Origin of the sequence: Streptomyces sp. NPDC090022 (assembly GCF_044748145.1) — a bacterium.
In the GTDB taxonomy this organism is placed as follows: domain Bacteria; phylum Actinomycetota; class Actinomycetes; order Streptomycetales; family Streptomycetaceae; genus Streptomyces.
This window is the reverse complement of record NZ_JBIVFN010000002.1, coordinates 566,667-590,652: the sequence shown is the minus strand read 5'-3', so window position 1 is coordinate 590,652 and position 23,986 is coordinate 566,667. Positions and strand designations below refer to the sequence as shown.

Annotated in this window: 24 protein-coding genes; 10 read left to right on the top strand and 14 right to left on the bottom strand. The window is 71.9% G+C overall.

Annotation, left to right across the window (positions count from 1 at the left end; translation table 11 throughout):
* The first annotated feature begins 4 nt into the window (after nt 1-4).
* Entirely contained in the window at nt 5-223 is a 219-nt protein-coding gene (locus tag ACIPXB_RS07330) for a hypothetical protein (protein WP_401445634.1), read from the top strand.
* Nucleotides 224-483: 260 nt separating this feature from the next.
* Here the strand turns inward: ACIPXB_RS07330 and ACIPXB_RS07325 are convergent, their stop codons facing one another.
* The 4 genes from ACIPXB_RS07325 to ACIPXB_RS07310 form a co-directional block, all read right to left on the bottom strand.
* Nucleotides 484-1,536, bottom strand: coding sequence for a coiled-coil domain-containing protein (locus ACIPXB_RS07325; RefSeq protein WP_401445633.1), 1,053 nt, complete (start codon nt 1,534-1,536; stop codon nt 484-486).
* A gap of 141 nt (nt 1,537-1,677) precedes the next feature.
* Nucleotides 1,678-2,685, bottom strand: a complete 1,008-nt coding sequence (locus ACIPXB_RS07320) for an ABC transporter substrate-binding protein (RefSeq protein WP_401445631.1) — start codon at nt 2,683-2,685, stop codon at nt 1,678-1,680.
* Complete coding sequence (locus tag ACIPXB_RS07315; RefSeq protein WP_401445629.1) at nt 2,682-3,404, bottom strand: ABC transporter permease; 723 nt, start codon at nt 3,402-3,404, stop codon at nt 2,682-2,684. The genes ACIPXB_RS07320 and ACIPXB_RS07315 overlap by 4 nt, the downstream gene beginning before the upstream one ends.
* Before the next feature lie 5 nt (nt 3,405-3,409).
* Nucleotides 3,410-4,093 (bottom strand): ABC transporter permease, encoded by a 684-nt coding sequence (locus ACIPXB_RS07310; protein WP_401445627.1) that lies wholly within the window; start codon nt 4,091-4,093, stop codon nt 3,410-3,412.
* A gap of 175 nt (nt 4,094-4,268) precedes the next feature.
* Here ACIPXB_RS07310 and ACIPXB_RS07305 point away from each other — a divergent pair, with 175 nt between their 5' ends.
* Complete coding sequence (locus ACIPXB_RS07305) at nt 4,269-5,267, top strand: ABC transporter ATP-binding protein (RefSeq protein WP_401445625.1); 999 nt, start codon at nt 4,269-4,271, stop codon at nt 5,265-5,267.
* An 84-nt stretch (nt 5,268-5,351) separates the two neighbouring features.
* On the opposite strand, the gene ACIPXB_RS07300 is transcribed toward ACIPXB_RS07305, so the two are convergent.
* Nucleotides 5,352-6,461, bottom strand: a complete 1,110-nt coding sequence (locus ACIPXB_RS07300) for an alpha/beta hydrolase (RefSeq protein ID WP_401445623.1) — start codon at nt 6,459-6,461, stop codon at nt 5,352-5,354.
* Nucleotides 6,462-6,610: 149 nt separating this feature from the next.
* Between ACIPXB_RS07300 and ACIPXB_RS07295 the strand changes: the two genes are divergently transcribed.
* The 6 genes from ACIPXB_RS07295 to ACIPXB_RS07270 all read left to right on the top strand — a co-directional run bounded on the left by ACIPXB_RS07295 (nt 6,611) and on the right by ACIPXB_RS07270 (nt 11,529).
* Complete coding sequence (locus tag ACIPXB_RS07295) at nt 6,611-8,467, top strand: phosphatidylglycerol lysyltransferase domain-containing protein (protein ID WP_401445621.1); 1,857 nt, start codon at nt 6,611-6,613, stop codon at nt 8,465-8,467.
* Between the two features lie 91 nt (nt 8,468-8,558).
* On the top strand, nt 8,559-9,431 hold the full coding sequence (gene folP / locus ACIPXB_RS07290) for a dihydropteroate synthase (RefSeq protein WP_401445619.1): 873 nt from the start codon (nt 8,559-8,561) through the stop codon (nt 9,429-9,431).
* A gap of 31 nt (nt 9,432-9,462) precedes the next feature.
* Complete coding sequence (locus tag ACIPXB_RS07285) at nt 9,463-9,906, top strand: nuclear transport factor 2 family protein (protein WP_401445618.1); 444 nt, start codon at nt 9,463-9,465, stop codon at nt 9,904-9,906.
* Nucleotides 9,907-10,037: 131 nt separating this feature from the next.
* Complete coding sequence (gene folB / locus ACIPXB_RS07280) at nt 10,038-10,397, top strand: dihydroneopterin aldolase (RefSeq protein ID WP_401445616.1); 360 nt, start codon at nt 10,038-10,040, stop codon at nt 10,395-10,397.
* Complete coding sequence (gene folK / locus ACIPXB_RS07275) at nt 10,394-10,993, top strand: 2-amino-4-hydroxy-6-hydroxymethyldihydropteridine diphosphokinase (RefSeq protein ID WP_401445614.1); 600 nt, start codon at nt 10,394-10,396, stop codon at nt 10,991-10,993. The genes folB and folK overlap by 4 nt, the downstream gene beginning before the upstream one ends.
* Before the next feature lie 50 nt (nt 10,994-11,043).
* A complete protein-coding gene (locus ACIPXB_RS07270) occupies nt 11,044-11,529 on the top strand; it encodes a DUF3180 domain-containing protein (RefSeq protein ID WP_401445611.1) in 486 nt (161 codons plus the stop codon).
* Between the two features lie 61 nt (nt 11,530-11,590).
* On the opposite strand, the gene folE is transcribed toward ACIPXB_RS07270, so the two are convergent.
* The 6 genes from folE to dacB all read right to left on the bottom strand — a co-directional run bounded on the left by folE (nt 11,591) and on the right by dacB (nt 18,996).
* On the bottom strand, nt 11,591-12,196 hold the full coding sequence (gene folE / locus ACIPXB_RS07265) for a GTP cyclohydrolase I FolE (RefSeq protein ID WP_401445608.1): 606 nt from the start codon (nt 12,194-12,196) through the stop codon (nt 11,591-11,593).
* Between the two features lie 110 nt (nt 12,197-12,306).
* Nucleotides 12,307-14,328 (bottom strand): ATP-dependent zinc metalloprotease FtsH, encoded by a 2,022-nt coding sequence (gene ftsH / locus ACIPXB_RS07260; RefSeq protein ID WP_401445605.1) that lies wholly within the window; start codon nt 14,326-14,328, stop codon nt 12,307-12,309.
* 207 nt (nt 14,329-14,535) lie between these two features.
* Complete coding sequence (gene hpt / locus ACIPXB_RS07255) at nt 14,536-15,096, bottom strand: hypoxanthine phosphoribosyltransferase (RefSeq protein ID WP_401445602.1); 561 nt, start codon at nt 15,094-15,096, stop codon at nt 14,536-14,538.
* 66 nt (nt 15,097-15,162) lie between these two features.
* Nucleotides 15,163-16,179, bottom strand: a complete 1,017-nt coding sequence (gene tilS / locus ACIPXB_RS07250) for a tRNA lysidine(34) synthetase TilS (protein WP_401445599.1) — start codon at nt 16,177-16,179, stop codon at nt 15,163-15,165.
* A gap of 204 nt (nt 16,180-16,383) precedes the next feature.
* Nucleotides 16,384-17,517, bottom strand: coding sequence for a zinc-dependent metalloprotease (locus tag ACIPXB_RS07245; RefSeq protein ID WP_401445597.1), 1,134 nt, complete (start codon nt 17,515-17,517; stop codon nt 16,384-16,386).
* Between the two features lie 48 nt (nt 17,518-17,565).
* Nucleotides 17,566-18,996: a D-alanyl-D-alanine carboxypeptidase/D-alanyl-D-alanine-endopeptidase gene (gene dacB, locus ACIPXB_RS07240; RefSeq protein ID WP_401445596.1), complete on the bottom strand. Its 1,431-nt coding sequence runs from the start codon at nt 18,994-18,996 to the stop codon at nt 17,566-17,568.
* A gap of 148 nt (nt 18,997-19,144) precedes the next feature.
* Here dacB and ACIPXB_RS07235 point away from each other — a divergent pair, with 148 nt between their 5' ends.
* Nucleotides 19,145-19,639 (top strand): inorganic diphosphatase, encoded by a 495-nt coding sequence (locus tag ACIPXB_RS07235; RefSeq protein WP_401445593.1) that lies wholly within the window; start codon nt 19,145-19,147, stop codon nt 19,637-19,639.
* 220 nt (nt 19,640-19,859) lie between these two features.
* On the top strand, nt 19,860-21,512 hold the full coding sequence (locus tag ACIPXB_RS07230; RefSeq protein ID WP_401445590.1) for a threonine/serine exporter ThrE family protein: 1,653 nt from the start codon (nt 19,860-19,862) through the stop codon (nt 21,510-21,512).
* 169 nt (nt 21,513-21,681) lie between these two features.
* Here the strand turns inward: ACIPXB_RS07230 and ACIPXB_RS07225 are convergent, their stop codons facing one another.
* The 3 genes from ACIPXB_RS07225 to ACIPXB_RS07215 all read right to left on the bottom strand — a co-directional run bounded on the left by ACIPXB_RS07225 (nt 21,682) and on the right by ACIPXB_RS07215 (nt 23,939).
* Complete coding sequence (locus ACIPXB_RS07225; protein ID WP_401445587.1) at nt 21,682-22,377, bottom strand: VTT domain-containing protein; 696 nt, start codon at nt 22,375-22,377, stop codon at nt 21,682-21,684.
* Nucleotides 22,378-22,519: 142 nt separating this feature from the next.
* Entirely contained in the window at nt 22,520-23,281 is a 762-nt protein-coding gene (locus ACIPXB_RS07220) for a MerR family transcriptional regulator (protein WP_401445584.1), read from the bottom strand.
* 145 nt (nt 23,282-23,426) lie between these two features.
* Complete coding sequence (locus tag ACIPXB_RS07215; RefSeq protein ID WP_401445581.1) at nt 23,427-23,939, bottom strand: DinB family protein; 513 nt, start codon at nt 23,937-23,939, stop codon at nt 23,427-23,429.
* Nucleotides 23,940-23,986: the final 47 nt, after the last annotated feature.

Sequence of the window (23,986 nt, the reverse complement as noted above, 5' to 3'; positions counted from 1 at the left end):
CGCCATGTCCCACTCCCCCCGCCGCGCCTGCCCCGCCTGCGGCCGCGACTGCGCCGTCACCGCGGGCCGGATCGCCCGCCACGACCCGCCCGGCCGCCCGCGCGGCACGGGCGAGCTGATCTCCTGCCCGGGCTCCCGTGCCCGCGTGGTGCTGGGCGCGACGGCACCGACGCTGGACGGCTTCGTCCTCCCGGACGTCCCGGGCCAGCTGCCGCTGTTCTGAGCCCGCCTGCGTTCTGAGCACGCCCTCGGCTCGCTGTACCACTTCTTCCCCGGCGGCAAGCAGGAGCTGGCGGTGGCCGCGATCCGCTTCGGCGACCAGGAAGACCAGGAATTCGCGGAGCTGCTGACGGTCGGCCGTCATGGTGGTGAACACCCTGGAGGACGCCGAGATGACCGCCCAGGTGCGCCGGTCCCGGACCCCCATCCCCGCCGAAGCCCTGCGCCCCCTGCGGGACCGCCGTCGCTACGGGATCAACGCCCCTACGAGATCGCCGTCCGCAGCTTGCCCACGCGGATCGGTTCCGTCTCGTCGTGCGCCGTCAGGTCGATCACCTGGCCCACCGCGCGCTGTTCCGGGGTGGCGGGCTTGAACTCCGGGGCGCCCTCCGGCGAGGTCGCCTCCGCCTTGTGGGCCGCCAGGGCCTCCGCCCCGACGACGTCCGCCAGGTCCTCGTTCTGGACCGCCTCGATCGCCGCGCGCGCCTGCGCCGCGGTCTTCGTACCGAAGAAGTCGAAGCCGCCCTCGACGCGCGACGCCGAGTGGCGCGGCGGCGAGTACGGCGCGACCGCCGCCGCCAGGCGGCGGGCCGGGACGGCCGACGGCCGGCCCGCAGGCGCCTGCCCTCCGGACGGCTGCCCCTCGGACGGCCGGTCCCCGGACGGCTGCCCCTCGGACGGCCCGTCCCCGGACGGCTGACCTCCGGACGGCCCGTCCCCGGACGGGCCGGGCACCTCCGCCCGGCGCCCCAGGGCCACCAGCGCCACGTTCGCGCGGGCGTAGCCCACCGACGTCGGCGCGCCGCTCGACGTACGCTCCTCCGACACCGCCGGGAGTTCCTTCGGGGGCGCCGTGGCCGCCGACGCCTCGATGGCCAGCAGGCGGCGCTTCTCCAGCGCCGTGGCGCGTTCCGTTTCGGCGGTGGCGTAGCGCCGCAGCAGTGCCGCGTGCTCCCCGCGCAGCCCCGCCAGTTCGACCCGCTTGGCCCGCAGCTTCGCGTCCAGCCGGGCGCGCAGGACCCGGGCCTCCTCCAGGTCGCTCTCCAGCTCGGCGATGCGCTCCTCGGTGCGCCACTCGTCCTTGACGCGCTCGCGCGCGAGTTCGGCGACCCGGCGCCCGGCCGAGCGGTCCCAGGACCGCATGAGGGCCGCGCCGGCCACGCCGGTGGCCGCGGTCAGCGCCACGAGCAGCCGCAGCGGAATCGGTTCTGCCAGCAACCAGGCGACCCCGGCGCTGGATATGGACACACCGGCGACGAGCGTCGGGGTGAGCAGCCGGTGCAGCGGTTCGGGATTGCGGTGGCGTCCACGGGGCATGGCCCGAAATTTACAGGGCGTAGGCACCCGATGGGGTAACCGCCCGGCAATCTGTTGCCGGGCGGTTACGCCTCAATCCGGTATGAACCCGGAATCCTTTGAGTTCCCCGGCGTTCTCCCGTGCCCGCCCTCCTGCTCGCCCTACTTCTTCAGCAGGCCCTTCGACTCCAGGTACGCCTTCGCCACGTCCGCCGGCTTCGCCCGCTCCGCGTCCACCTTCCGGTTCAGATCCACCAGGTCGGCCGTCGTGAGCACCTTGGTGAGCTTGTCCAGCGCGGCCGCGATCTCCGGGCTGCCCGCGTCCTTGGCGTTGACCACCGGCAGCACGTTGTCCGCGTTCTGGAGCTTCTTGTCGTCCTCCAGCAGCACCAGCCCGAAGCTGTCGAGCGTGGCGTCCGTGGTCGTGGTCAGCACCAGCTGGTCGACGCCGTCCTTGACCGCCTGCTTGGCCTGCGGCGTACCGACGCCCTTCGGATCGACACCGGAAACGTCGATTCCGTACGCCTTCTTCAAACCCGGTGCGCAGAAGGGGCGGACGGTGCATTCGTCGCCCGCCGCGATCTTCACCTTCAGTCCCGACTTACCAAGATCGGAAAGGGTCTTCAGGTTGTTCTTCTGGGCGAATTCCTTGCTCACGGCGAACGCGTTCTGATCCACCGCGCCGCCGGCCGCCAGCGCCTTGAGCCCGAGCGGGGCGGCGAGCTTCTCCAGCCCCGCCACGGTCGCCGTCACATCGCTGGACGCGACCGGCTTCTCCTCCGGCGCCTTCGGGCCGTTCACCTTGGCGTTGAGGAACTCGGCGAGCGTGGCGGCGTACTCCGGTACGACGTCGATCTCGCCCTTCTCCAGGGCCGGCTCGTACAGCTCCCGGTTGTTGACCGTCGTGACGGACGTGCCGTAGCCCTCCGCCCGCAGCACCTGCGCGTACAGCTCCGCCAGCACGTTGGACTCGGTGAACCCGGCCGCGCCGATCACCAGCTTGCCCTTCTCCCCCGACCCCGACCCCGAACCCGTGCCGGAGCCGGCGGAGGCCGCGGAACCGCCGCCGTCCTTCGACTTCTCCAGACTGTCGCCGCCGCACGCGGCCAGCGACACGGTCAGGGCCAGCGCACCCAGGGACGCGCCGAGGACGCGCGTGCTCTTGCTCATGTTCTGCTCCGTTTCCCAACGTTGTCCGGGCCGGCCGGACCGGCCGCGCCCGTCGCCCGTGCCGGTGACAGCAGCCGGTCCGCCGCCACCAGCGCGCCCTCGACCAGCAGCGCCAGCAGGGCCACCAGCAGGGCACCCGCCACGACCTGCGGGGTGTTGTACGTGTTGAAGCCGGCCGTGATGATCCGGCCCAGCCCGCCCTGGCCGACCATCGCGGCGATCGTGGCCGTCGCGATCACCTGGACGGAGGCCGAGCGCAGGCCCGTCATCACCAGCGGCCACGCCAGGGGCAGTTCCACCCGCCAGAACAGCTGCCCGCCCGACATCCCCATGCCCCGCGCCGCCTCGACCACCGAGCGGTCGACCTCGCGCAGGCCGACGTAGGCGTTGGTCAGCAGGGGCGGGACCGCGAACAGCACGAGGGCGACCACGGTCGGCACGTAGCCGGCGTTGCGCAGCGGCGAGACCATGAACAGCGCCAGGACCGCGAAGACGGGGACGGCCCGTCCCACGTTCGAGATGTTGACGGCGAGCGCGCCGCCCCGGCCCAGGTGGCCGAGCCACAGGCCGACCGGCAGGGCCACGGCGCAGGCGATGGCCAGGGCCAGCCCGCTGACGTACGCGTGTTCCGCGAGCCGGTGCCAGACCCCGCTCTCGCCGGACCAGTTGGCCCCGTCGCTCAGCCAGTCCCAGGTACCGCCCAGCACTCCGGTGTCCACGGCCCTCACATCCCCTTCGCCGCGGCCCGCGTCCAGGGCGTGAGCAGCCGCTGCACGCCGAGCAGCAGCAGGTCCGCCACCAGGGCGAGCAGGACGCACAGGACGGACGCGGTGAGCACCTGCGCCTTGAACGAGCTGGTGACGGCGGGGGCGATCAGGTTGCCCAGGCCGCCCTTGCCGACGATGGCGCCGACCGTGGTCAGCGCGACCGTGGAGACCGTGGCGATCCGGACGCCGGCGAGCAGCGCGGGCAGCGCGAGCGGCAGTTCGACCTGCCACAGCAGCCGCCCGGGCCCGTACCCCATGCCGCGCGCGGCCTCGCGCACGTCCTCCGGTACGGCCTCCAGCCCGGCCATCACGTTGCGCACCAGGATGGTCAGCGAGTACAGCACCAGCCCGGTGACCACCAGGGCCGCCGAGAGCCCGAAGACGGGCAGCAGCAGCGAGAACATGGCCAGCGAGGGGATGGTGTAGAGCAGGGTGGTCAGGCCCAGCACCGGGGCGGCCCAGCGGCGGCCGCGCCGCGCGAGGAGGGCCAGGGGCACGGAGACGGCGATCCCGGTCAGGACCGACACCGCGGTGATCCAGACGTGCTGGAGGGTGGCGTCCGTCAGCTCCTGGCTCCGCGAGGTGACGTACTCCCAGCAGATCCAGTCGTTCGCCACCAGGCAGCTCTCGCGCCCGGCCATGCCGCTCCTCACCCCGAGTCACCGGATCCCGGCGCCGGCCGGAGTCCCGAACATCCGTGCAGACGTTCGTACGGAAGCGACCCTAACCCGCACGGCCGCCCGGGGTCGGATCCCTTCGCACAGGGGTAACACTTACGTCACACTTCACCCACGCCGCATAGGGAAAGATGGTGGGGTGATCCGATTCGAGCATGTGACCAAGCGCTACGCCGATGGAACGACCGCCGTCGAGGACCTGTCCTTCGAGGTGGCGGAGGGCGAGCTGGTCACCCTCGTGGGCCCGTCCGGATGCGGCAAGACGACCACGATGAAGATGGTCAACCGGCTGATCGAGCCGACCTCCGGCAGGATCCTGCTGGGCGGCGAGGACATCGCGGCCGCCGACCCCGTCGAGCTGCGCCGCCGCATCGGGTACGTCATCCAGCAGGTCGGGCTGTTCCCGCACAAGACGGTGCTGGAGAACACCGCGACCGTCCCGCAGCTGATCGGCACCCCCAAGGCGGCCGCCCGGGCCCGGGCGGCCGAACTGCTCGACCTGGTCGGCCTGGACCCCGCCGTGTACGGGGGCCGCTATCCGGAGCAGCTGTCGGGCGGCCAGCGCCAGCGCGTCGGCGTGGCCCGCGCGCTCGCGGCCGACCCGCCGGTGCTGCTGATGGACGAGCCGTTCGGCGCGGTGGACCCGGTGGTGCGCGAGCGGCTGCAGAACGAGTTCCTGGCGCTCCAGCGGTCGGTGCGCAAGACGATCCTGCTGGTCACGCACGATCTGGAGGAGGCGGTCCGGCTCGGTGACCGCATCGCCGTCTACGGGCACGGCACCATCGAGCAGTTCGCGTCCCCGGCCGCGGTGCTCGGGGCGCCGGCGACGGAGTACGTCGCCTCGTTCGTCGGGGCCGACCGCGGCCTGAAGCGGCTCGCGGTCACCCCGGTGGAGCGGGCCGACCTGGAGCCGGCGGGCCCGGACACGGCCGCCGGGGGCGACGGCTCCGGTACGGCCGCGCCCACCGCGTCGGTGGCGCTGGGCGCCTCGCTGCGCGAGGCGCTCGCCGTACTGCTCCAGGAGGACTCCGGCCGGATCGCGGTCACGGATCCCGCCACCGGCGCACCGGCCGGCGTCCTCACCCCGGAGGCGGTGCACCGGGCGCTGCGCCGGGCCCACCTCCAGGACGCCGCCTGACCGGGCTCGTGCGCGAGGACCCCCGACCGGTGCCGGTCGGGGGTCCTCGCGTCGTTCATGCCCGGGCTGTGCCCGGCCCACGGCTCACGCGTGGATGCGGCCGCTCATCCACGTCAGCATCGGCGGGATCTCGCGGCGCCAGGTGTTGAAGTTGTGGCCGCCGCTGTCGAGGACGATCGAGGAGACCCGGTCCGGGCCCTTGACCCCCTTGATGAACTTGCGGGTGTCGGCGAGGTTCGGCTCGCCGATCTCGCTGGTGGTGACCAGGAACGACGTACCGGTCGGCGTGCGCTTCTCCAGGCTGGCCAGGATGTCGGCGCGCTTCTTGAGATTGTCGTCACCGTGGAAGAGGTTGCCGGTGGTCGGGTCGTCCGGGGCCTCGTAGTACGCCGAAAGACCCGCGGCGGCGCCGAAGGTCTGGGGGTGGTGCAGGGCGATCTTCAGGGCGCAGTAGCCGCCGGTGGAGTTGCCGATGAAGCCCATGTTCTCGGGCTTCTTGCCGACCCGGAAGGTGGAGGTGATCGCCTGCGGGAGGTCGGTGGCGAAGAAGGTCTCGGTCTGCGGGCCCTGGGGTATGTCGACGCACTCGGTGTCGCGCGGCGGCGCGACGGTCGGGCGCATCATGACCAGGATCATCGGCTTCATCTTGCCCTGCTTGGCCTGCTTGAAGGCCGTCATGGGGTAATTCAGCCCTTTGATCAGGTTTTCGGCCGTACCCGGGTAACCCGTCAGGACGATCGACGCCGGAAAGTTCTTGTCCTTGTACTGCGGCTGGAAGTACTCCGGCGGCAGCCACACGTAGCCGGGGCTGGTTATCTTCGACTTCTGCCCGGTGATGGCCACTTTGAGGATCTGACCGGCGACCTGCGGCTTGGTCCCGCCCGGCACGTCGAGGTGCTGCTTGTCGACGACCTTGATGTCCTTGCTGCTCATGGAGTGGTCGACGACCTTGCCCATCTCGGTCTGCTGGCCGAAGAGGTCGGCCCAGGAACCGTAGAAGAGGAAGGACTTGTTCGCCCCCAGGCCGATCGCCGAGAACAGCGCCAGCTGGGTGGCGATCAGGAGGCCGACCCGGCCGAGGACCGCGCGCCACGTGCGGCCCGACAACCGCGGCCAGAGCCAGACCGTGGCCGCGAAGAGCAGCACTCCGGCCACGATGGCCAGCGCCAAGACCGTATTACTGGTGAGACCCATGAGCAGTTAGCCGACTTTCTCGTGGCAGGCCGATTTTTTTCCGGGCGAAGAGTGAACCCGCTGTCCCCCGATGTCGTCCTACTGGACGCACACTCCGGAGGCTGGTGCGGCCTTCGGCCACATGATCTCTCGCGGAGCAACGGGAAGCGATGTCTAGCAGGATAGATGGCGATAAGTCGGGACAGGTTCCAAGCCGGGTCCGCCGAATCCTCAGTGGCCCACGACCTGAGCGCGTCCCCAGTCTGATCGGTACGGCCGTCACGATCGTCGGCCTCCTCGACCTCGCGGCGGGCATCTTCCCGCGGTTCCGGTACAGCCGGATCCACGCCGCCGCCGAGGTGATCCCGGGCTCGACCCGGCCCATGGCAGCCGCCGTGACCATCTGCGCGGGCGTCCTGCTGCTCCTGCTCGCCCACGGGCTCAAGCGCCGCAAGCGCCGCGCCTGGCGGGCCGCCGTCTTCCTGCTGCCGGTCGGCGCCGTGGCGCAGTTCGCCTACCGCCACTCCTACATCGGCGTGGTGATCGCGGCCGTACTCCTGGCGGTGCTGCTGCGTCATCAGGGTGAATTCAAGGCGCTGCCCGACCCGCGCAGCCGCTGGAAGGCGCTGGCGAACTTCGTCCTGATGGGTGCCGGCTCCATCGGGCTGGGCCTGATCATCGTCAACGCCCACCCGAACAAGGTCGTGGGCAACCCCGGCCTGTACGAGCAGATCGCCCACGTGATCTACGGCCTCTTCGGCATCGAGGGCCCCGTCGCCTACTCCGGCGGCCGCGCCGACTGGATCGTCGGCTACTCGCTCGGCTCCCTCGGCATGCTCACCGCGCTCACCACGATCTACCTCGCCTTCCGCCCCGAGCACCCGGCGGCCCGGCTCACCGAGGACGACGAGACGAAGCTGCGCGAGCTGCTGGCCAAGCACGGCGCCCGCGACTCGCTCGGCCACTTCGCGCTCCGCCGCGACAAGGCCGTCGTCTTCTCCCCCAGCGGCAAGGCCGCCGTCACCTACCGCGTCGTCTCCGGCGTGATGCTCGCCTCCGGCGACCCCATCGGCGACGTCGAGGCCTGGCCCGGCGCCATCGAGCGCTTCATGGCGGAGGCCAAGGCCCACTCCTGGACCCCCGCCGTCATGGGCTGCAGCGAGACCGGCGGCGAGGTGTGGACCCGCGAGACCGGCCTGGACGCCCTGGAGCTCGGCGACGAGGCCATCGTCGACGTCAAGGACTTCTCCCTCTCCGGGCGCGCCATGCGCAACGTCCGCCAGATGGTCAAGCGCATCGAGCGCAACGGCTACACCACCAAGGTCCGCCGGGTCAGCGAGCTGACCGACGAGGAGCTGGCCGCCGTCCGCGGCGCCTCCGACGCCTGGCGCGGCACCGACACCGAGCGCGGCTTCTCCATGGCGCTGGGCCGGGTCGGCGACCCGGGCGACGGGGACTGCATCATCGCGACCGCGCACCGCGTCGAGGAGGGCGACACCAGCCCGTTCGGCGACCTCAAGGCCATCCAGCACTTCGTGCCGTGGGGCAAGGACGGCATGTCGCTGGAGCTGATGCGCCGCGACCGCGGCGCCGACCCCGGCATGAACGAGCTGCTGATCGTCGCCTCCCTGGAGGCCGCCCCGGCGCTGGGCATCGAGAAGGTCTCCCTGAACTTCGCGATGTTCCGCTCCGCGCTCGCCCGCGGCGAGAAGATCGGCGCCGGCCCGGTCCTGCGCGCCTGGCGCAGTCTGCTGGTCTTTCTCTCGCGCTGGTTCCAGATCGAGTCGCTGTACAAGTTCAACGCGAAGTTCCGCCCCCGCTGGGAGCCCCGATTCGTCGTCTTCCGCACCACCCGTGACCTGCCCCGCATCGGTTTCGCGGCGATGCAGGCGGAAGGGTTCGTGACGCTGGCCCTGCCGCGCCTGTTCGCCTCCCGCCGCCGGCCCAAGCCGGTCCGCGCCTGCGCGCACAACCACGGCGTGGCCCCCGTGCCGGCCCAGGCCGAGCGCGAGGTCCAGGCGGCGTAACCGCCTCCCCGCCCCGTACGGTGCCCACGGCCCCGGTCGCTCACAGCGGCCGGGGCCGTGGCGTACGTACACCAGCTCTACCCTGGAAGCCATGAACACGATGCGCGGACCCGCCGCCAGGGGTCGAGTCACAGGCCTGCCGGAATGGGACCGCTGCGCGGTCATGGGCGTCGTCAACGTCACGCCCGACTCGTTCTCCGACGGCGGCCGCTGGTTCGACACCACCGCCGCCGTCAAGCGGGGCCTGGACCTCGTCGAGCAGGGCGCCGACCTGGTGGACGTCGGCGGCGAGTCCACCCGTCCCGGCGCCAGCCGCGTGGACGAGGACGAGGAGCTGCGCCGGGTCGTGCCCGTCGTACGGGGCCTGGCCTCCGAGGGCGTCACCGTCTCCGTGGACACCATGCGCGCCGCCGTCGCCGAGCAGGCCGTCGCCGCGGGCGCAGTGCTGGTCAACGACGTCAGCGGCGGCCTGGCCGACCCGCGGATGATCCCCGCCGTGGCCGCCGCCGAGGTGCCCTTCGTGGTCATGCACTGGCGCGGCTTCAGCGCCGGCATGAACAGCCTCGCCGTGTACGAGGACGTGGTCGCCGAGGTCACGGCGGAGCTGCGGGCCCGGATCGAGACGGTCGTGGCCGGCGGTATCGCGCCCGAACGGCTCGTGGTCGACCCGGGCCTGGGCTTCGCCAAGAACGCCGAGCACGACCTCGCGCTCGTCGCCCACCTGCGCGAGCTACGGGCGCTGGGCCACCCGCTGCTGGTCGCCGCCTCCCGCAAGCGGTTCCTGGGCCGGGTGCTGGCCGGCCCCGACGGCGCCGCCCCGCCGCCGGCCCGCGAACGCGACGCGGCCACCGCGGCCGTGTCCGCCATCGCCGCCCACGAGGGCGCCTGGGCGGTGCGCGTCCACGAGGTACGGGCCACGGCCGACGCGGTTCGGGTCGCGCGCGCCGTGGAAGGAGCCCTGTGACGACGGCCGGGGGGCCGCCGGGAGGAGCAGCGTGAGCAGAACCGACATCGAGGCGGTCGAAGAGATCAACACGGCCTTCTACGAGGCCATGGAACAGGGGGACTTCGACGCGCTGTCGGCGCTCTGGCTCGACGACGAGGTCTCCTGCGTGCACCCGGGCTGGCCGGTGCTCAGCGGACGCGGCGAGGTCCTGCGCTCGTACGCGCTGATCATGTCCCACACCGAGTACATCCAGTTCTTCCTCACCGACACGAAGGTCGCGGTGATCGGGGACACGGCGGTGGTCACGTGCACCGAGAACATCCTCAGCGGCGGGCCCGCCGAGGACGGCCAGGACCTCGGTCCGCTCGTCGGCCAGCTGGTGGTCGCCACAAATGTGTTCCGACGCACATCCGAGGGCTGGCGGCTCTGGTCCCACCACGGTTCTCCGGTCCTGACGGAGTCCGACGAGGACGAGGAGGAGGACTCGTCGTGACCCCGTCGGCGGGGCAGCCGGTCGGTCGCAGGTAAATTCGAAGGTGGACGACGCCGACCGCACTCGGCGCAGGCCCATGGCGCCGGGGAGCCCCTGCGCCGGAAGCACCTACGAAAGCAGGAGTGATTCGCGTGGATCGTGTCGCGCTGCGCGGCCTCAAGGCCCGCGGGCACCATGGCGTCTTCCCCCGGGAGCGCGAGGAGGGCCAGACCTTCATCGTGGACCTGGTGCTGCACCTCGACACCCGCTCCGCGGCGGCCGACGACGACCTGGCCAAGACCGTCCACTACGGCGTGGTCGCGGAGGAGGTCGTGGACGTCGTCCAGGGCGAGCCGGTCGACCTGATCGAGACGCTCGCCGAACGGATCGCCCAGAGCTGTCTCAAGCACGAGGCGGTGGCCCAGGTGGAGGTCGTCGTCCACAAGCCGGACGCGCCGATCACCGTCCCCTTCGACGACGTGACCATCACGATCACCCGGAGCCGCGTATGAACCAGACCCAGAGCGACCCCACCGTGCAGCCCGTCCCCGCGTCCGTCGTCGAGGCCGTCGACGCCGCCGACACGACGCTGTCCAACCCCAAACTCGCCGTCGTCGCCCTCGGCTCGAACCTCGGCAACCGCCTGGAGACCCTCCAGGGTGCCGTCGACGCCCTGGAGGACACCCCCGGCCTGCGGGTCAAGGCCGTCTCGCCGGTCTACGAGACCGAGCCGTGGGGCGTCGAGCCGGGCTCGCAGCCCTCGTACTTCAACGCGGTCGTCCTCGTGAAGACCACGCTGCCGCCGTCCTCGCTGCTGGAGCGCGGGCACGCCGTCGAGGAGGCCTTCGACCGCGTCCGCGAGGAGCGCTGGGGGCCCCGGACCATCGACGTCGACATCGTCGCGTACGCCGACCGGGTCTCCGACGACCCGGTCCTGACCCTGCCGCACCCGCGCGCCCACCAGCGGGCCTTCGTCCTGGCCCCGTGGCACGACGTCGACCCCGAGGCGCAGCTGCCCGGCCACGGCGCCGTCGCGGCGCTGCTGGCCGAAATCGGCCTCACCGGCGTCACGCCGCGCCCGGACCTGGAACTCCGGCTCCCGGAGTAGTCGTTAGCCTGTGAGCTGCGCCATCGGGTAGAGGAACGGGGAGCGGGCACGTGAAGCAACTTCGGCTGGGCGTCCTGGCGGGCATCTTCGTGGTGGCCGGGGTCCTGTCCTGGGCGGGCGCCCGGCTGTGGAACGGGTACGGCACCCTGCCGGGCGTTCCGCTGGCGGCGCCCATCGTGCTGGCCGCCATCGCGGCCGTGCTGCTGGCCACGGCCCTGTCCCTGCGCGCCCGGCTGAAGGCGCAGCGCGAGCGCCGCCCCGGCGCCAAGGGGGTCGAGCCCCTGATGGCGGCCCGCGCGGTGGTCTTCGCGCAGGCCAGCGCCCTGGTCGCGGCCCTCGTGGCGGGCATGTACGGCGGTGTGGGGCTCTTCCTGGTCCTGGAGGCCCTGGAGGTCCCGGCCCGCCGCGCCCAGGCCTGGTACGCCGGTTTCTCGGTCCTGGCGGGCGCTGCGGTCGTCGCGGCGGCCCTGTTCCTGGAGCACGTCTGCAAGCTCCCGGAGGACGACGACCCCGGCAAGGCCCCGGCCCGGGCCTGACCGCCCCCGCCCCCGCCCCCGCCCCGTGGGCAGGGGCGCCGAGGGTTTCAGCCGAGCGGCGTCAACGGGCCATGATCAGGCTCATCGCCTCGTTGCGGGTCGCCACGTCGCGCAGCTGGCCGCGGACGGCCGAGGTGATGGTCTTGGCGCCGGGCTTGCGGACCCCGCGCATGGTCATGCACATGTGCTCGCACTCGACGACCACGATCACGCCGCGCGGCTCCAGGATCTCCATGAGGGAGTCCGCGATCTGCGTGGTGAGTCGTTCCTGCACCTGCGGCCGACGGGCGTAGACGTCGACGAGGCGCGCCAGCTTCGACAGGCCGGTGATCTTGCCGTCCGTGGACGGGATGTAGCCCACGTGCGCCACGCCGTGGAAGCTCACCAGGTGGTGCTCGCAGACGCTCTGCACCTCGATGTCCTTGACGAGCACCATCTCGTCGTGACCGAGGTCGAAGGTCGTCGTCAGGACCTCCTCCGGCCGCTGGTACAGGCCGGCGAATATCTCCTTGTAGGCGCGCGCCACCCGGGCCGGCGTCTCCAGGAGGCCCTCACGGTCCGGGTCCTCACCGACGGCGATGAGGAGCTCGCGTACGGCCGCCTCGGCGCGCTTCTCGTCGAATTCGCCGATGGTGCCCTCGCCGGCCAGGGTCACTGGGTCGGTCATCTGTGCCTCGTTCCTGTGTGCGCTCACGGCCGTGAGAAAAGTGCCGCGCCCCCCAGGCTAGAACCTGGGGGGCGCGGCATCCATTCCGGATCGGACGGACCGGTCCGCCGTTACTCGGAGCGGTCCTCCGGGGCGATCTCGAGGCCGGTGTCCGTGGTGGCGGACGCGGCGCTCGTACCGTTCGCCGAGTTCGTCAGCTGGAGCTCCTTGGGAGAGAGCACCGGCGGACGGGTGGAGGGGGTGCGGCGGGAGGAGCCGGTCCACGCGGGGCGGGCCGGGCGCTTGACGATGGTCGAGAAGATCTCGGCGATCTCCTCCTTGCCCAGCGTCTCCTTCTCCAGCAGCGCGAGGACCAGGTTGTCGAGGACGTCACGGTTCTCGACGAGGATCTCCCAGGCCTCGTTGTGCGCGGTCTCGATGAGCTTCTTGACCTCTTCGTCGACCAGCGCCGCGACCTCTTCCGAGTAGTCCCGCGGGTGCGACATCTCGCGGCCCAGGAACGGCTCGGTGTTGTCGCCGCCGAACTTGATCGCGCCCAGCCGCTCGGTCATGCCGTACTGCGTGACCATCGCGCGGGCGGTGGCCGTGGCCTTCTCGATGTCGTTCGCGGCGCCCGTGGTCGGGTCGTGGAAGACCAGCTCCTCGGCCGCGCGGCCGCCCAGCATGTAGGCCAGCTGGTCGAGCATCTCGTTGCGCGTCGTGGAGTACTTGTCCTCGTCGGGCAGGACCATGGTGTAGCCCAGGGCCCGGCCGCGGGACAGGATCGTGATCTTGTGGACCGGGTCGGAGTTCGGGGAGGCCGCCGCGACCAGGGCGTGTCCGCCCTCGTGGTACGCGGTGATCTTCTTCTCCCGGTCCGACATGATCCGGGTCCGCTTCTGCGGGCCCGCCACGACACGGTCGATCGCCTCGTCGAGCATCTGGTTGTCGATGAGCTTGCGGTCCGAGCGGGCGGTCAGCAGCGCCGCCTCGTTCAGCACGTTCGACAGGTCGGCGCCGGTGAAGCCGGGGGTGCGGCGGGCGACGGCCGACAGGTCGACGTCCGGAGCGACCGGCTTGCCCTTCTGGTGGACCTTGAGGATCTCCAGACGGCCCTGCATGTCCGGACGGTCGACCGCGATCTGCCGGTCGAAACGGCCCGGGCGCAGCAGCGCCGGGTCGAGGATGTCCGGGCGGTTGGTGGCGGCGATCAGGATGACGCCGCCCTTGACGTCGAAGCCGTCCATCTCGACGAGCAGCTGGTTCAGGGTCTGCTCGCGCTCGTCGTGCCCACCGCCGAGGCCGGCGCCACGGTGGCGGCCGACCGCGTCGATCTCGTCGACGAAGACGATCGCCGGGGCGTTGGCCTTGGCCTGCTCGAACAGGTCACGGACACGGGAGGCACCGACACCGACGAACATCTCGACGAAGTCGGAACCGGAGATCGAGTAGAACGGGACGCCCGCCTCGCCCGCGACGGCACGCGCGAGCAGGGTCTTGCCGGTGCCGGGCGGGCCGTACAGCAGCACACCCTTGGGGATCTTGGCGCCGACGGCCTGGAACTTGGCCGGCTCCTGGAGGAACTCCTTGATCTCGTGGAGCTCCTCGACCGCCTCGTCCGAGCCCGCGACGTCCGCGAACGTCGTCTTCGGGGTGTCCTTGGTGATCAGCTTGGCCTTGGACTTCCCGAAGTTCATGACACGGGAGCCGCCGCCCTGCATCTGGTTCATCAGGAACAGGAAGACCAGGACGATCAGGACGAAGGGCAGCAGGGAGAGCAGCACGCTGAGGAACGGGCTGGTCTTGTCCGGCGTGACGGAGTAGCCGTCCGGGATCTGGCCGGCCTCGTACTTGGTCTGGAGGTCCCGGGCGACCGAGACGCCCTGGTCCCCGATGTAGTTGGCCTGGAACTTGGTGCCGTCGTTCTTGCCGAGCTTCTGGCCGTTCTTGAGCTCGATCTTGATCATCTGGCTGTCACCGGTGGTGAGCTTGGCGCTCTCCACCTGGTTCTGGCTGATCGCCTTGATGACCTCGCTGGTCTCCACCGACTTGTAGCCGCCGCCGGAGCCGACGACGTTCATCAACACGACCACGGCGAGGACGGCCAGCACGATCCACATGACCGGCCCACGGAAGTATCGCTTCACGTCCATCCATACGGGGCGGTGATCGCCCCGTCCCTCCTGCCCGTAGGTAAATGCTGCTGTGAGTAAAGACTGTTCTTCGGAATGTACCCCTGAATTGTCACCCCGTGCCCCATGGGACGGCTGACAAACCCGCCTTCGACCTTCCAACGGCGGGAACGGCCCCAGGGTTCCCCGGACCGGTGCCGGGTTCGCCTGGGGCCGTGGGCCGGGGGTTCAGCCGCCGTAGACGTGCGGAGCGAGCGTGCCGACGAACGGCAGGTTGCGGTACTTCTCCGCGTAGTCCAGGCCGTAGCCGACGACGAATTCGTTGGGAATGTCGAAACCGACCCACCTCACGTCGATGGCGACCTTGGCGGCGTCGGGCTTGCGCAGCAGCGTGACGACCTCCAGGGAGGCCGGCTGGCGGGAGCCCAGGTTCGACAGCAGCCAGGACAGGGTCAGACCCGAGTCGATGATGTCCTCGACGATCAGGACGTGCTTGTCCTTGATGTCGGTGTCCAGGTCCTTGAGGATACGGACCACGCCCGAGGACTGGGTCCCGGCGCCGTAGGAGGACACCGCCATCCAGTCCATGGTCAGGGGGGTGGACAAGGCGCGCGCCAGGTCCGCCATCACCATCACGGCGCCCTTGAGGACACCGACGATGAGCAGGTCCTTGCCCGCGTACTCCGCGTCGATCTTCGCGGCCAGCTCGGCCAGCTTCGCGTCGATCTCTTCCTTGGTGATGAGCACCGACGCCAGGTCGCTGCCCATGTCCTTCTCGTCCACCCGCATCACTTTCGTTGTCGGCCGGGGCTCCGGGGGTCGCTCCCCGGAGGACTCAGCCGTGTTTCAGCACCATCAGCCCTGCCGGATGACAAGTCTGCCACCCTGCCGCTGGGCCTCGACGCGGCCGGGCAGGTTGATGGCGCCCTGACCGCGCCATCCGGTGATGAGCCGGTCGACTTCCTCGATGTGCCGGGCGAAGAGCGAACCAGCGGGGGAACCGGCGGCGACGACGGCCCTGCGCAGCACCCGGCGGCGGACGGCCGGGGGCAGGGCGTACAGCTTGGCGCACTCCAGCTGGCCCAGCTCGTCGCGTACCGCGTCGTCGGCCTCGGCGGCCCAGGAGTCGAGTGCGTCGGCGTCGTCGCGGGAGAGCTGGGCGGTCCGGGCGAGCGCCTCGACGACCCCCTTGCCGAGCGCCTTCTCCAGGGCGGGCAGTCCCTCGTGGCGCAGCCGGGAGCGGGTGTACGCGGGGTCGATGTTGTGCGGGTCGTCCCAGACGGCGAGGGACTGGACCATGCAGGCCTTGCGGGCGGTCTGCCGGTCGATGTGGAGGAAGGGCCGGCGGTAGCGGCCGGAGCGGCCCGGGCCGCCGGAGACTTCGGCCATGCCGGACAGGGAGCGGATGCCGGAGCCGCGGGCGAGCCCCAGCAGGACGGTTTCCGCCTGGTCGTCGCGGGTGTGGCCGAGCAGCACGGCGGCGGCTCCGAGCCGGTCGGCTGCCTCGTCCAGGGCGCCGTAGCGGGCGTCGCGGGCGGCGGCCTCCGGCCCGCCGTCCCGGCCGACGCGCACGGCGACGGACTCCACCGGGTCCAGGCGGAGTGCGGTCATGCGGGTGACGACCTCGGCGGCGCGGAGGTCGGAGCCGGCCTGGAGGCCGTGGTCGACGGTGATGCCCCCGGCCCGGACGCCGAGCTTGGGGGCCTCGAAGGCGAGCGCCGAGGCGAGCGCCATGGAGTCGGCGCCGCCGGAGCAGGCGACGAGGACGAGCGGCCGGTGCCGCCCGTCACTTTCGGTGAGGCCGGTGAGGACGTCGTGGAGTACGCGGCGGACCGCCAGGCGTATCGCCGCGACCGCAGGATGGGGACCCATGTCAGCTGCCCTTCGCTGGAGTGGGGTGGGTGAGGCCGGAGGTGCTCGGGAGGTGCTCGCTCGGTATCCGGGAATGTCACTCAGAGTGCGTCGATGGTGACAGAACCGAGCCGTTCCCCGAGCATCGCACGCCCTTCCACGGCCCACGGTCCCTCGGACGGGTGATGCTGCTTCCCCCAGTGAGACATGTTTACGCCTCCGCCGTCACCCCTGTTCGGTTCCCTTGCGGTGGACGCGGGCCACCCAGTCCGACGGCCTGGCGATCTCCGCCTTCGTCGGCAGGGTGTTCGGTGAGGTCCACACGCGGTTGAAGCCGTCCATGCCGACGTCCTCGACGACGGCCCGTACGAAGCGCTCGCCGTCGCGGTACTGGCGCAGCTTGGCGTCCAGGCCGAGCAGCCTGCGCAGCGCGACGTCGAGCCGGCCGGCGCCGGTGGCCCGGCGCTTCTGGAACTTCTCGCGGATCTCGGCGACCGAGGGCACGACCTGGGGCCCGACGCCGTCCATGACGTAGTCGGCGTGCCCCTCCAGCAGGGACATGACGGCGGTGAGCCGGCCGAGGATCTCGCGCTGCTCGGGCGTCTGCACGAGCTCGACCAGGGAGCGGCCCTCCTCGCCGCGCTCCCCGTCGGGGCGGGCGCCGGCCAGCGCCTGGGCGGCCTCCCGCAGCCGCTCCAGGACCGTCATGGGGTCCATGTCGGTGGCGCCGAGGAACGCCTGGATCTCGCCCTGGAGGTGGTCGCGCAGCCAGGGGACGGCGGTGAACTGGGTGCGGTGGGTCTCCTCGTGCAGGCAGACCCAGAGCCGGAAGTCGTGCGGGCTGACCTCCAGTTCGCGCTCCACGTGCACGACGTTGGGCGCGACGAGCAGCAGCCGGCCGCCGCCGGAGCCGCCGGGCAGGTCGCGGGCGACGGGGGCGAAGGTCTCGTACTGGCCCAGCACCCGCGAGGCCAGGAAGCTGAGCAGCATGCCCAGCTCGACGCCGGTGACCTTGCCGCCGACCACGCCGAGCACGGCCCCGCCGGGGGTGGCACCGCGTCGCTCCTGCATCCTGCCGAGCAGCGGCCCCAGCAGTTCGCGGAAGCCGGCCACGTTGGCCCTGACCCAGCCGGCCCGGTCGACGACCAGGACGGGGGTGTCCTCCACGGCGGCGCCCTCGGGCACCATCCGGGTGAAGTCGCGCACGTGCCGTTCCGAGGTTCTGGCGTGCCCGCGCAGCTCGGCGACGACGGCCCGCGCCTCGTCCCGGCCGACCTCCGGGCCGGGCCGTACGAGCCGGGTCGCGGTCGCCACCGCGAGGTTCCAGTCGACCATCTCCGCACCACCGATGCTCGTCATGCGTCAACCGTACGTGGACCGGCCCCCGGACGGATCCCCTCGGAAACGCTAGGAACCGCCGGGGGAGGTGGTGGCGACGGCGGCGGCGAGCTTGTCGAGGGCCTTCTCGGCGCCTTCCGGGCCGGGGGTGTTGGCGGTGAGGAACGCGAAGGCGAGCAGCCGTCCGGAGGGGTCGACGACCGTGCCGGCCAGCGAGTTGACCCCGGACAGGGTGCCGGTCTTGGCCCGCAGCAGGCCGGCGGCCGGGGAGGAGCCGGCGTTGCGCGCGCGCAGGGTGCCGTTGAAACCGGCGACGGGCAGGCCCGTGAGGACGGGCCGCAGTTCGGGCCGGCCGGGCTCGGCGGCCTTGGCGAGCAGGGCGGTCAGCAGGCCGGAGCTGACCTTGTCGGCGCGGTTCAGCCCGCTGCCGTCGGCGAAGCGGGTGCCGGTGAGGTCCAGGCCGAGGGAGGCGAGCTTCTCGGCGACGGCCTTCTCGCCGCCCTCGAAGTCGGCGGGCTTGCCGGCGGCGACGGCGGTCTGCCGGGCGAGGGCCTCGGCGATGTCGTTGTCGCTGGTGGTGAGCATCCGCTCGACGAGGCCGGCCACCGGGGTGGACCAGGTGGTGGCCAGGGCCTGGGCCCCGGCCGGGGCCTTGGCGCGGGCGGGGGCCCCGGTGACGGTGATGCCGCGCTCGCGCAGCAGCGCGGCGAAGGCGGCGGCGGCGTCCTGGGCGGGGGTGTCGGTGCGGTCGACGGGCCCGGACGTCGAGTCGTCGGGGCGGCCCTCGTCGGCCATCAGGGCGCTCATCGGCGCGATGTTGGGGTTGCGGCCGATGGGGTGGCGGGCGGGCCCGGTCCACAGGGAGTCGTCGTAGGCGAGCGTGACGGTCTCGGTGCCCGTGGCCTTGAGGGCCTGGGCGGTGTCGGCGGCGAGCACGACGAGGCTGCCGCCGGGGCCCGCGGGGTTCTTCTTCTTGGCGCTGAGCGAGGGGTCGCCGCCGCCGACGAGGACGATCCGGCCCGCGCCGGCGCCGGGCACCACGGTGGTCGCGATGCGGTGCTCGGGCCCGAGGGCGGCCAGCGCGGCCGCCGCGGTGGCGATCTTGACGGTGGAGGCCGGGGTCATCGGCTCGCGCGGCTTCTCCTCGTACAGGACGGCGCCGGTGGCCGCGTCCACGACGGAGGCCGCCCGTACGTCGCCCAGCGCGGGATCGGCCAGCAGCGGCCGCAGGGCGTCGGCGAGCGCGGTGGGGGCGCCGGCCTGCCGCGGACCGGCCCCGGAGACCGCCGCGAGGACCCCGGGGGCGCTGGGCGCGGCCTGCGGAACGCGGCCCTCCCCGTGATCTGCGCCACCCCGATGGCTCCGGGAGGCGGCCCGTTCGCGCTCGGCCGTACGCTGGCCGGAGTCCCAGGGACCGGCCGCGACCACCACGGATGCCGCCAGGGCGAGGCCTGCGACGGCCGACCCGGCGACGACCTGCCACGTCCTCAGCGTCGGCACCTCGGACCAGCCCCTTTCGCGATCACATGCATGCGTGAGGGACACTTAACCACTGCGTCTCGCCGCGAGCATGGCACCCCACCCAGCCAGGGGGGGCCGGACGCGCTATCACTCGTTAGCAACGAAGCTGGACACGGAGGAGCAGGACGTGGAGTTCGACGTCACCATCGAGATCCCCAAGGGTTCGCGGAACAAGTACGAGGTGGACCACGAGACCGGCCGGATCCGTCTGGACCGTCGCCTCTTCACCTCCACCAGCTACCCGGCCGACTACGGCTTCGTCGAGAACACCCTGGGTGAGGACGGCGACCCGCTGGACGCCCTCGTCATCCTGGACGAGCCGACCTTCCCGGGCTGCCTGATCAAGTGCCGCGCCATCGGCATGTTCCGCATGACGGACGAGGCGGGCGGCGACGACAAGCTGCTGTGCGTACCGGCCTCCGACCCCCGTGTGGAGCACCTGCGCGACATCCACCACGTGTCCGAGTTCGACCGCCTGGAGATCCAGCACTTCTTCGAGGTCTACAAGGACCTGGAGCCGGGCAAGTCGGTCGAGGGCGCCAACTGGGTCGGCCGCGCCGAGGCCGAGGCCGAGATCGAGGCCTCGTTCAAGCGCCTGGAGGCCCAGGGCGGCCACCACTGACGTTTCCGCCCACCCGGCGGTGACGCGGGCTTCGCCGACGGCGGGCGGCACCCCTTCGCGGGGTGCCGCCCGCCGTCGGCGTTCCCGGCCCCCGCTTTCCCGCCCGCTTTCCCGGCCCCCTGCTCCCGGCCCCGCGCTCCCGCCCCCGCGATCCCGCTTTCGCCGCGGATGAAACGATTCCGCATACTGATGTCCGGGGCGGTCAGGGACTGGAGGGCGCGTGGCGGAGGCCGAGGGGGCAGAGGACAGGAAGCCCCGTTCCGACGAGGCGCGCAGCGCGTTCACGCCGCCGCCCGGGATGGAGCCCGAGGTGCCCGAGGAGGACCAGCCCACCTCGGAATTCGCCCTTCCGGCGGGCACCGGAACGGCCCTGCCCGACGCCGCCCCCGCCGAGCCGGAGGGCTCCGCCTTCGCCCTGCCGAGCACGTACAGCGCGCAGGCCTCCCCGCCCGCCTACACCCCCGGCCAGGACTTCCCCGTCGCCCGGATGACGGAGTCCCCCTGGCAGGACCGCATGCGCACGATGCTGCGCATGCCGGTCGACGTCCGCCCGGTCCCCGAGACGGTCCACCGGCCCACCGAGTCCGGACCGGCCGTCGGCCGCGTGCTCGACCTGACCCTGCGCATCGGCGAGCTGCTCCTTGCGGGCGGCGAGGGCGCCGAGGACGTCGAGGCCGCCATGTTCGCGGTCGCCCGCAGCTACGGCCTGGACCGCTGCGAGCCGACGGTCACCTTCACCATGCTCTCGATCACCCACCAGCCCTCCCTGGTGGGCGACCCGGTCTCGGCGAACCGGACGGTGCGGCGGCGCGGCACCGACTACACGCGCCTGGCGGCCGTCTTCCGGCTGGTCGACGACATCAGCTCCCCCGACGTGGCCATCTCGCTGGAGGAGGCCTACCGGCGGCTGGCGGAGATCCGCCGCAACCGCCACCCGTACCCCACCTGGGTGCTGACCGCCGCCGCCGGCCTCCTCGCCGGGGCCGCGTCGGTCCTGGTCGGCGGCGGGGTCTTCGTGTTCTTCTGCGCGATGCTCGGCGCGGTCCTCGGCGACCGGCTGGCCTGGTACTGCGCCGGGCGCGGGCTGCCGGAGTTCTACCAGTTCGTGATCGCCGCGATGCCGCCGGCCGCGATCGGCGTGGCGCTGAAGCTCGCGGAGATCGACGTCCGCGCCTCCGCCGTGATCACCGGCGGGCTCTTCGCGCTGCTGCCCGGACGGGCCCTGGTGGCCGCCGTGCAGGACGGCCTGACCGGCTACTACATCACGGCCTCCGCCCGGCTGCTGGAGGTCATGTACCTCTTCATCGGGATCATCATCGGCGTCCTCGTGGTGATCTACCTCGGGCTCCAGCTGGGCGCCGCGCCCAACCCGGACGACGTCCTGAAGATCCCGTCGCGGCCGGTGATCCAGATCCTGGCCTCGATGGTGCTGGTCTTCACCTTCGCGATCCTGCTCCAGCAGGAGCGCTCCACGGTGGGGATCGTGACGCTCAACGGCGGGGTGGCCTGGGTGACCTTCGGCGCGCTGACGGCGGCCGGGCTGCCGCCGGTGCCCTCGACGGCCGTCGCGGCCGGCCTGGTGGGCCTCTTCGGCCAGCTCTTCTCCCGCTACCGGTACGCCTCCGCCCTGCCGTACGTGACGGCGGCGATCGGGCCGCTGCTGCCGGGTTCGGCGACGTACTACGGGCTGCTGTCGATCGCCGAGAACAAGCTGAACGCGGGGCTCGCCTCGCTGACCAACGCCGCCGCGATCGCGCTTGCGATCGCGATCGGGGTGAACCTGGGCTCGGAGACCTCGCGCCTGTTCATGCGGATGCCGGGCGCGACGAGCGCGGCCAAGCGCCGGGCCGCCAAGCGCACGCGCGGCTACTGACGGCCCGCTGGGGCCGCGCGGGGACCGTACGGGCGCCCGCGGGGCCCGTACGACGGCCGTACGACGGCCGTACGGCTCCCCCGGCAGCACGACGCCCCCGGAACCCTGACAGGGTTCCGGGGGCGTCGCGTACGCCCGTACGCCCGTCCGGAAGGCCGGGCGGGAGGCGTCAGCGCTTGGCGTGGCGGCCGCGCGTGACGGCGGCCGGGGCGGCCGTGCCGTCGGCCGGGTCGGCGGCGGCCGCCTTGTTCTCCTTGCGGGCCTTGAGGACCTCGATGATCACCGGGATCACCGAGATGAGGACGATGCCGACCAGGATGGGCTCGACGTTCTTGTTGATGAACTCGATCTGGCCCAGCCAGTAGCCCGCGACCGTGACACCGGCGCCCCAGGCGACGCCGCCGATGACGTTGTACGTCAGGAAGGTGCGGTACTTCATCGAGCCGGCGCCCGCGACCATCGGCGCGAACGTACGGATGATCGGCACGAACCGGGCGAGCACGATGGCCTTCGGACCGTGCCGGTCCATGAACTCGTGCGCCTTGTCCAGGTTCTCCCGCTTGAACAGCCTGGAGTTCGGCCGGTTGAACAGCTTCGGGCCGAAGAACTTGCCGATCATGTAGCCGACCTGGTCACCGATGATCGCGGCGGCCACGATCAGGGTGCAGACCAGCCACAGCGGCTGGGTGATGTACTTCCCGTCGGCGACCAGCAGGCCCGCCGTGAAGAGCAGCGAGTCGCCGGGCAGGAACGCGAAGAGTCCCGACTCGGCGAAGACGATGACGAGGATGCCGATCAGGCCGTATTCCGAGATCAGGTAGTCCGGGGAAAGCCACTCGGGGCCGAGCGCAAGCGTCGTGTACACGGGTTCCGGGCTCCTGGATGGGGTCGCGGCGGTGCTGCGGGCAGGTCAAGTTCTTCTCAATTATCAACGCACGCGGTCCCGGCCCGGTTCCAGGGGCCGGGCCGGGACCGCGTCGCCGCACCACCGGGCCCCCGCGGGCCCGCTACTGGATCTTGCGCAGCGCGTTGGCGAGGATCGCGTCGCGCAGGTGAGCGGCCATGCCGGGGCGGATACCGTCGTAGAACGCCGTGAACCGCTCGTCGGAGACGTACATCTCACCCAGGCACTGGTGGAACTCGTGGTCGCACGGGTAGAACCACGCGTCGATGTGCCGGCGGTGCTCCTCGGCCAGGTCCATCGCGCCCTCGCCGTCGGCGGGCTCGCCGGCCTCCATCAGGGCCGCGTAGCGGACGCCCCATTCGGCGGACTCCTGCTGCATCCGCTTCCAGTCGTCCTTGGTGTAGCGGGCGGCCCGGCGCTGCGACTCCGCGTACGCCTCCGTGTCGCCCCAGCGGCGCTCGGTCTCCTCGGCGTACTGCTCGGGGTCCTGGTCCCCGAAGACCTCGAAACGCTCCTCGGGCGTGAGGTTGATGCCCATCTTCTGTGCCTCCATGGCGTGCTCCACGGCCTTGGCCATCTGCTGGAGACGCTCGATCCGGTCGGACAGCAGGGCGTGCTGCTTGCGCAGGTGCTCCCGCGGATCCGTGTCCGGGTCGTCCAGCAGGGCCGCGACCTCGTCGAGCGGGAAGCCGAGCTCCCGGTAGAACAGGATGCGCTGCAGCCGGTCGAGGTCGGCGTCGTCGTAACGCCGGTGACCCGCGTGGCTGCGTCCGCCCGGGGAGAGCAGACCGATCTCGTCGTAGTGGTGCAGGGTGCGCACCGTGACTCCGGCGAATCCGGCGACCTGGCCCACGGAGTAGCTCATCGTTCCCGCTCCTCTGGTTGGGTACGCACCTCACTGTGGTCCCTCACGTGACGTGAGGTGCAACCCCGAACCCCGTACGACGCGAGCCCGCCCCGGCCGGTCCCCCGGCCGGTCCCCCTGCCGTCAGCCGTCCGTCGGCCGCCCGTCAGCCCATCGCCTTGCGGCCGTCGATGGACTCGCGGATCACGTCCGCGTGGCCCGCGTGCCGGGCGAACTCCTCCACCAGGTGGAGCAGCAGCCACCGCACCGAGACCTTGCCGTTCTCGGGGAACCAGGGCGCCGGGGGCAGCGGGAAGGTCTCGTCCAGGCTGCCGGCGGACGCGACGAACTCCTCCAGCTCGGCGCGTACGCCGTCCCAGAAGGCCAGGACGCTCTCGATGGTCTCGCCCTCGACGAGCCGGAAGCCGTCGGCCCAGCTCTCCGGGCCCGTGAAGCGCTCGTTGGGGCGCTGCTGCGCCAGCCGCAGCCAGTTGTGCTCGGCCTCGGACACGTGCTTGACCAGCCCCGACAGGGACAGCTCACTGGCGCTGGGACGGCTCGCCGCCTGCTCGGCGCTCACCCCGTCCAGCGCCTCGCGGATCGCGACGCGCTGGGCCTCGACGAACTTCAGGAGCGTGGCGCGCTCGTCGCCGAGGACCTCTTCGGAAATCTGAGCCATGACCGACCGCCTTCTGCGTGGAGGTGTTTCCCGCTGACAACCACCAC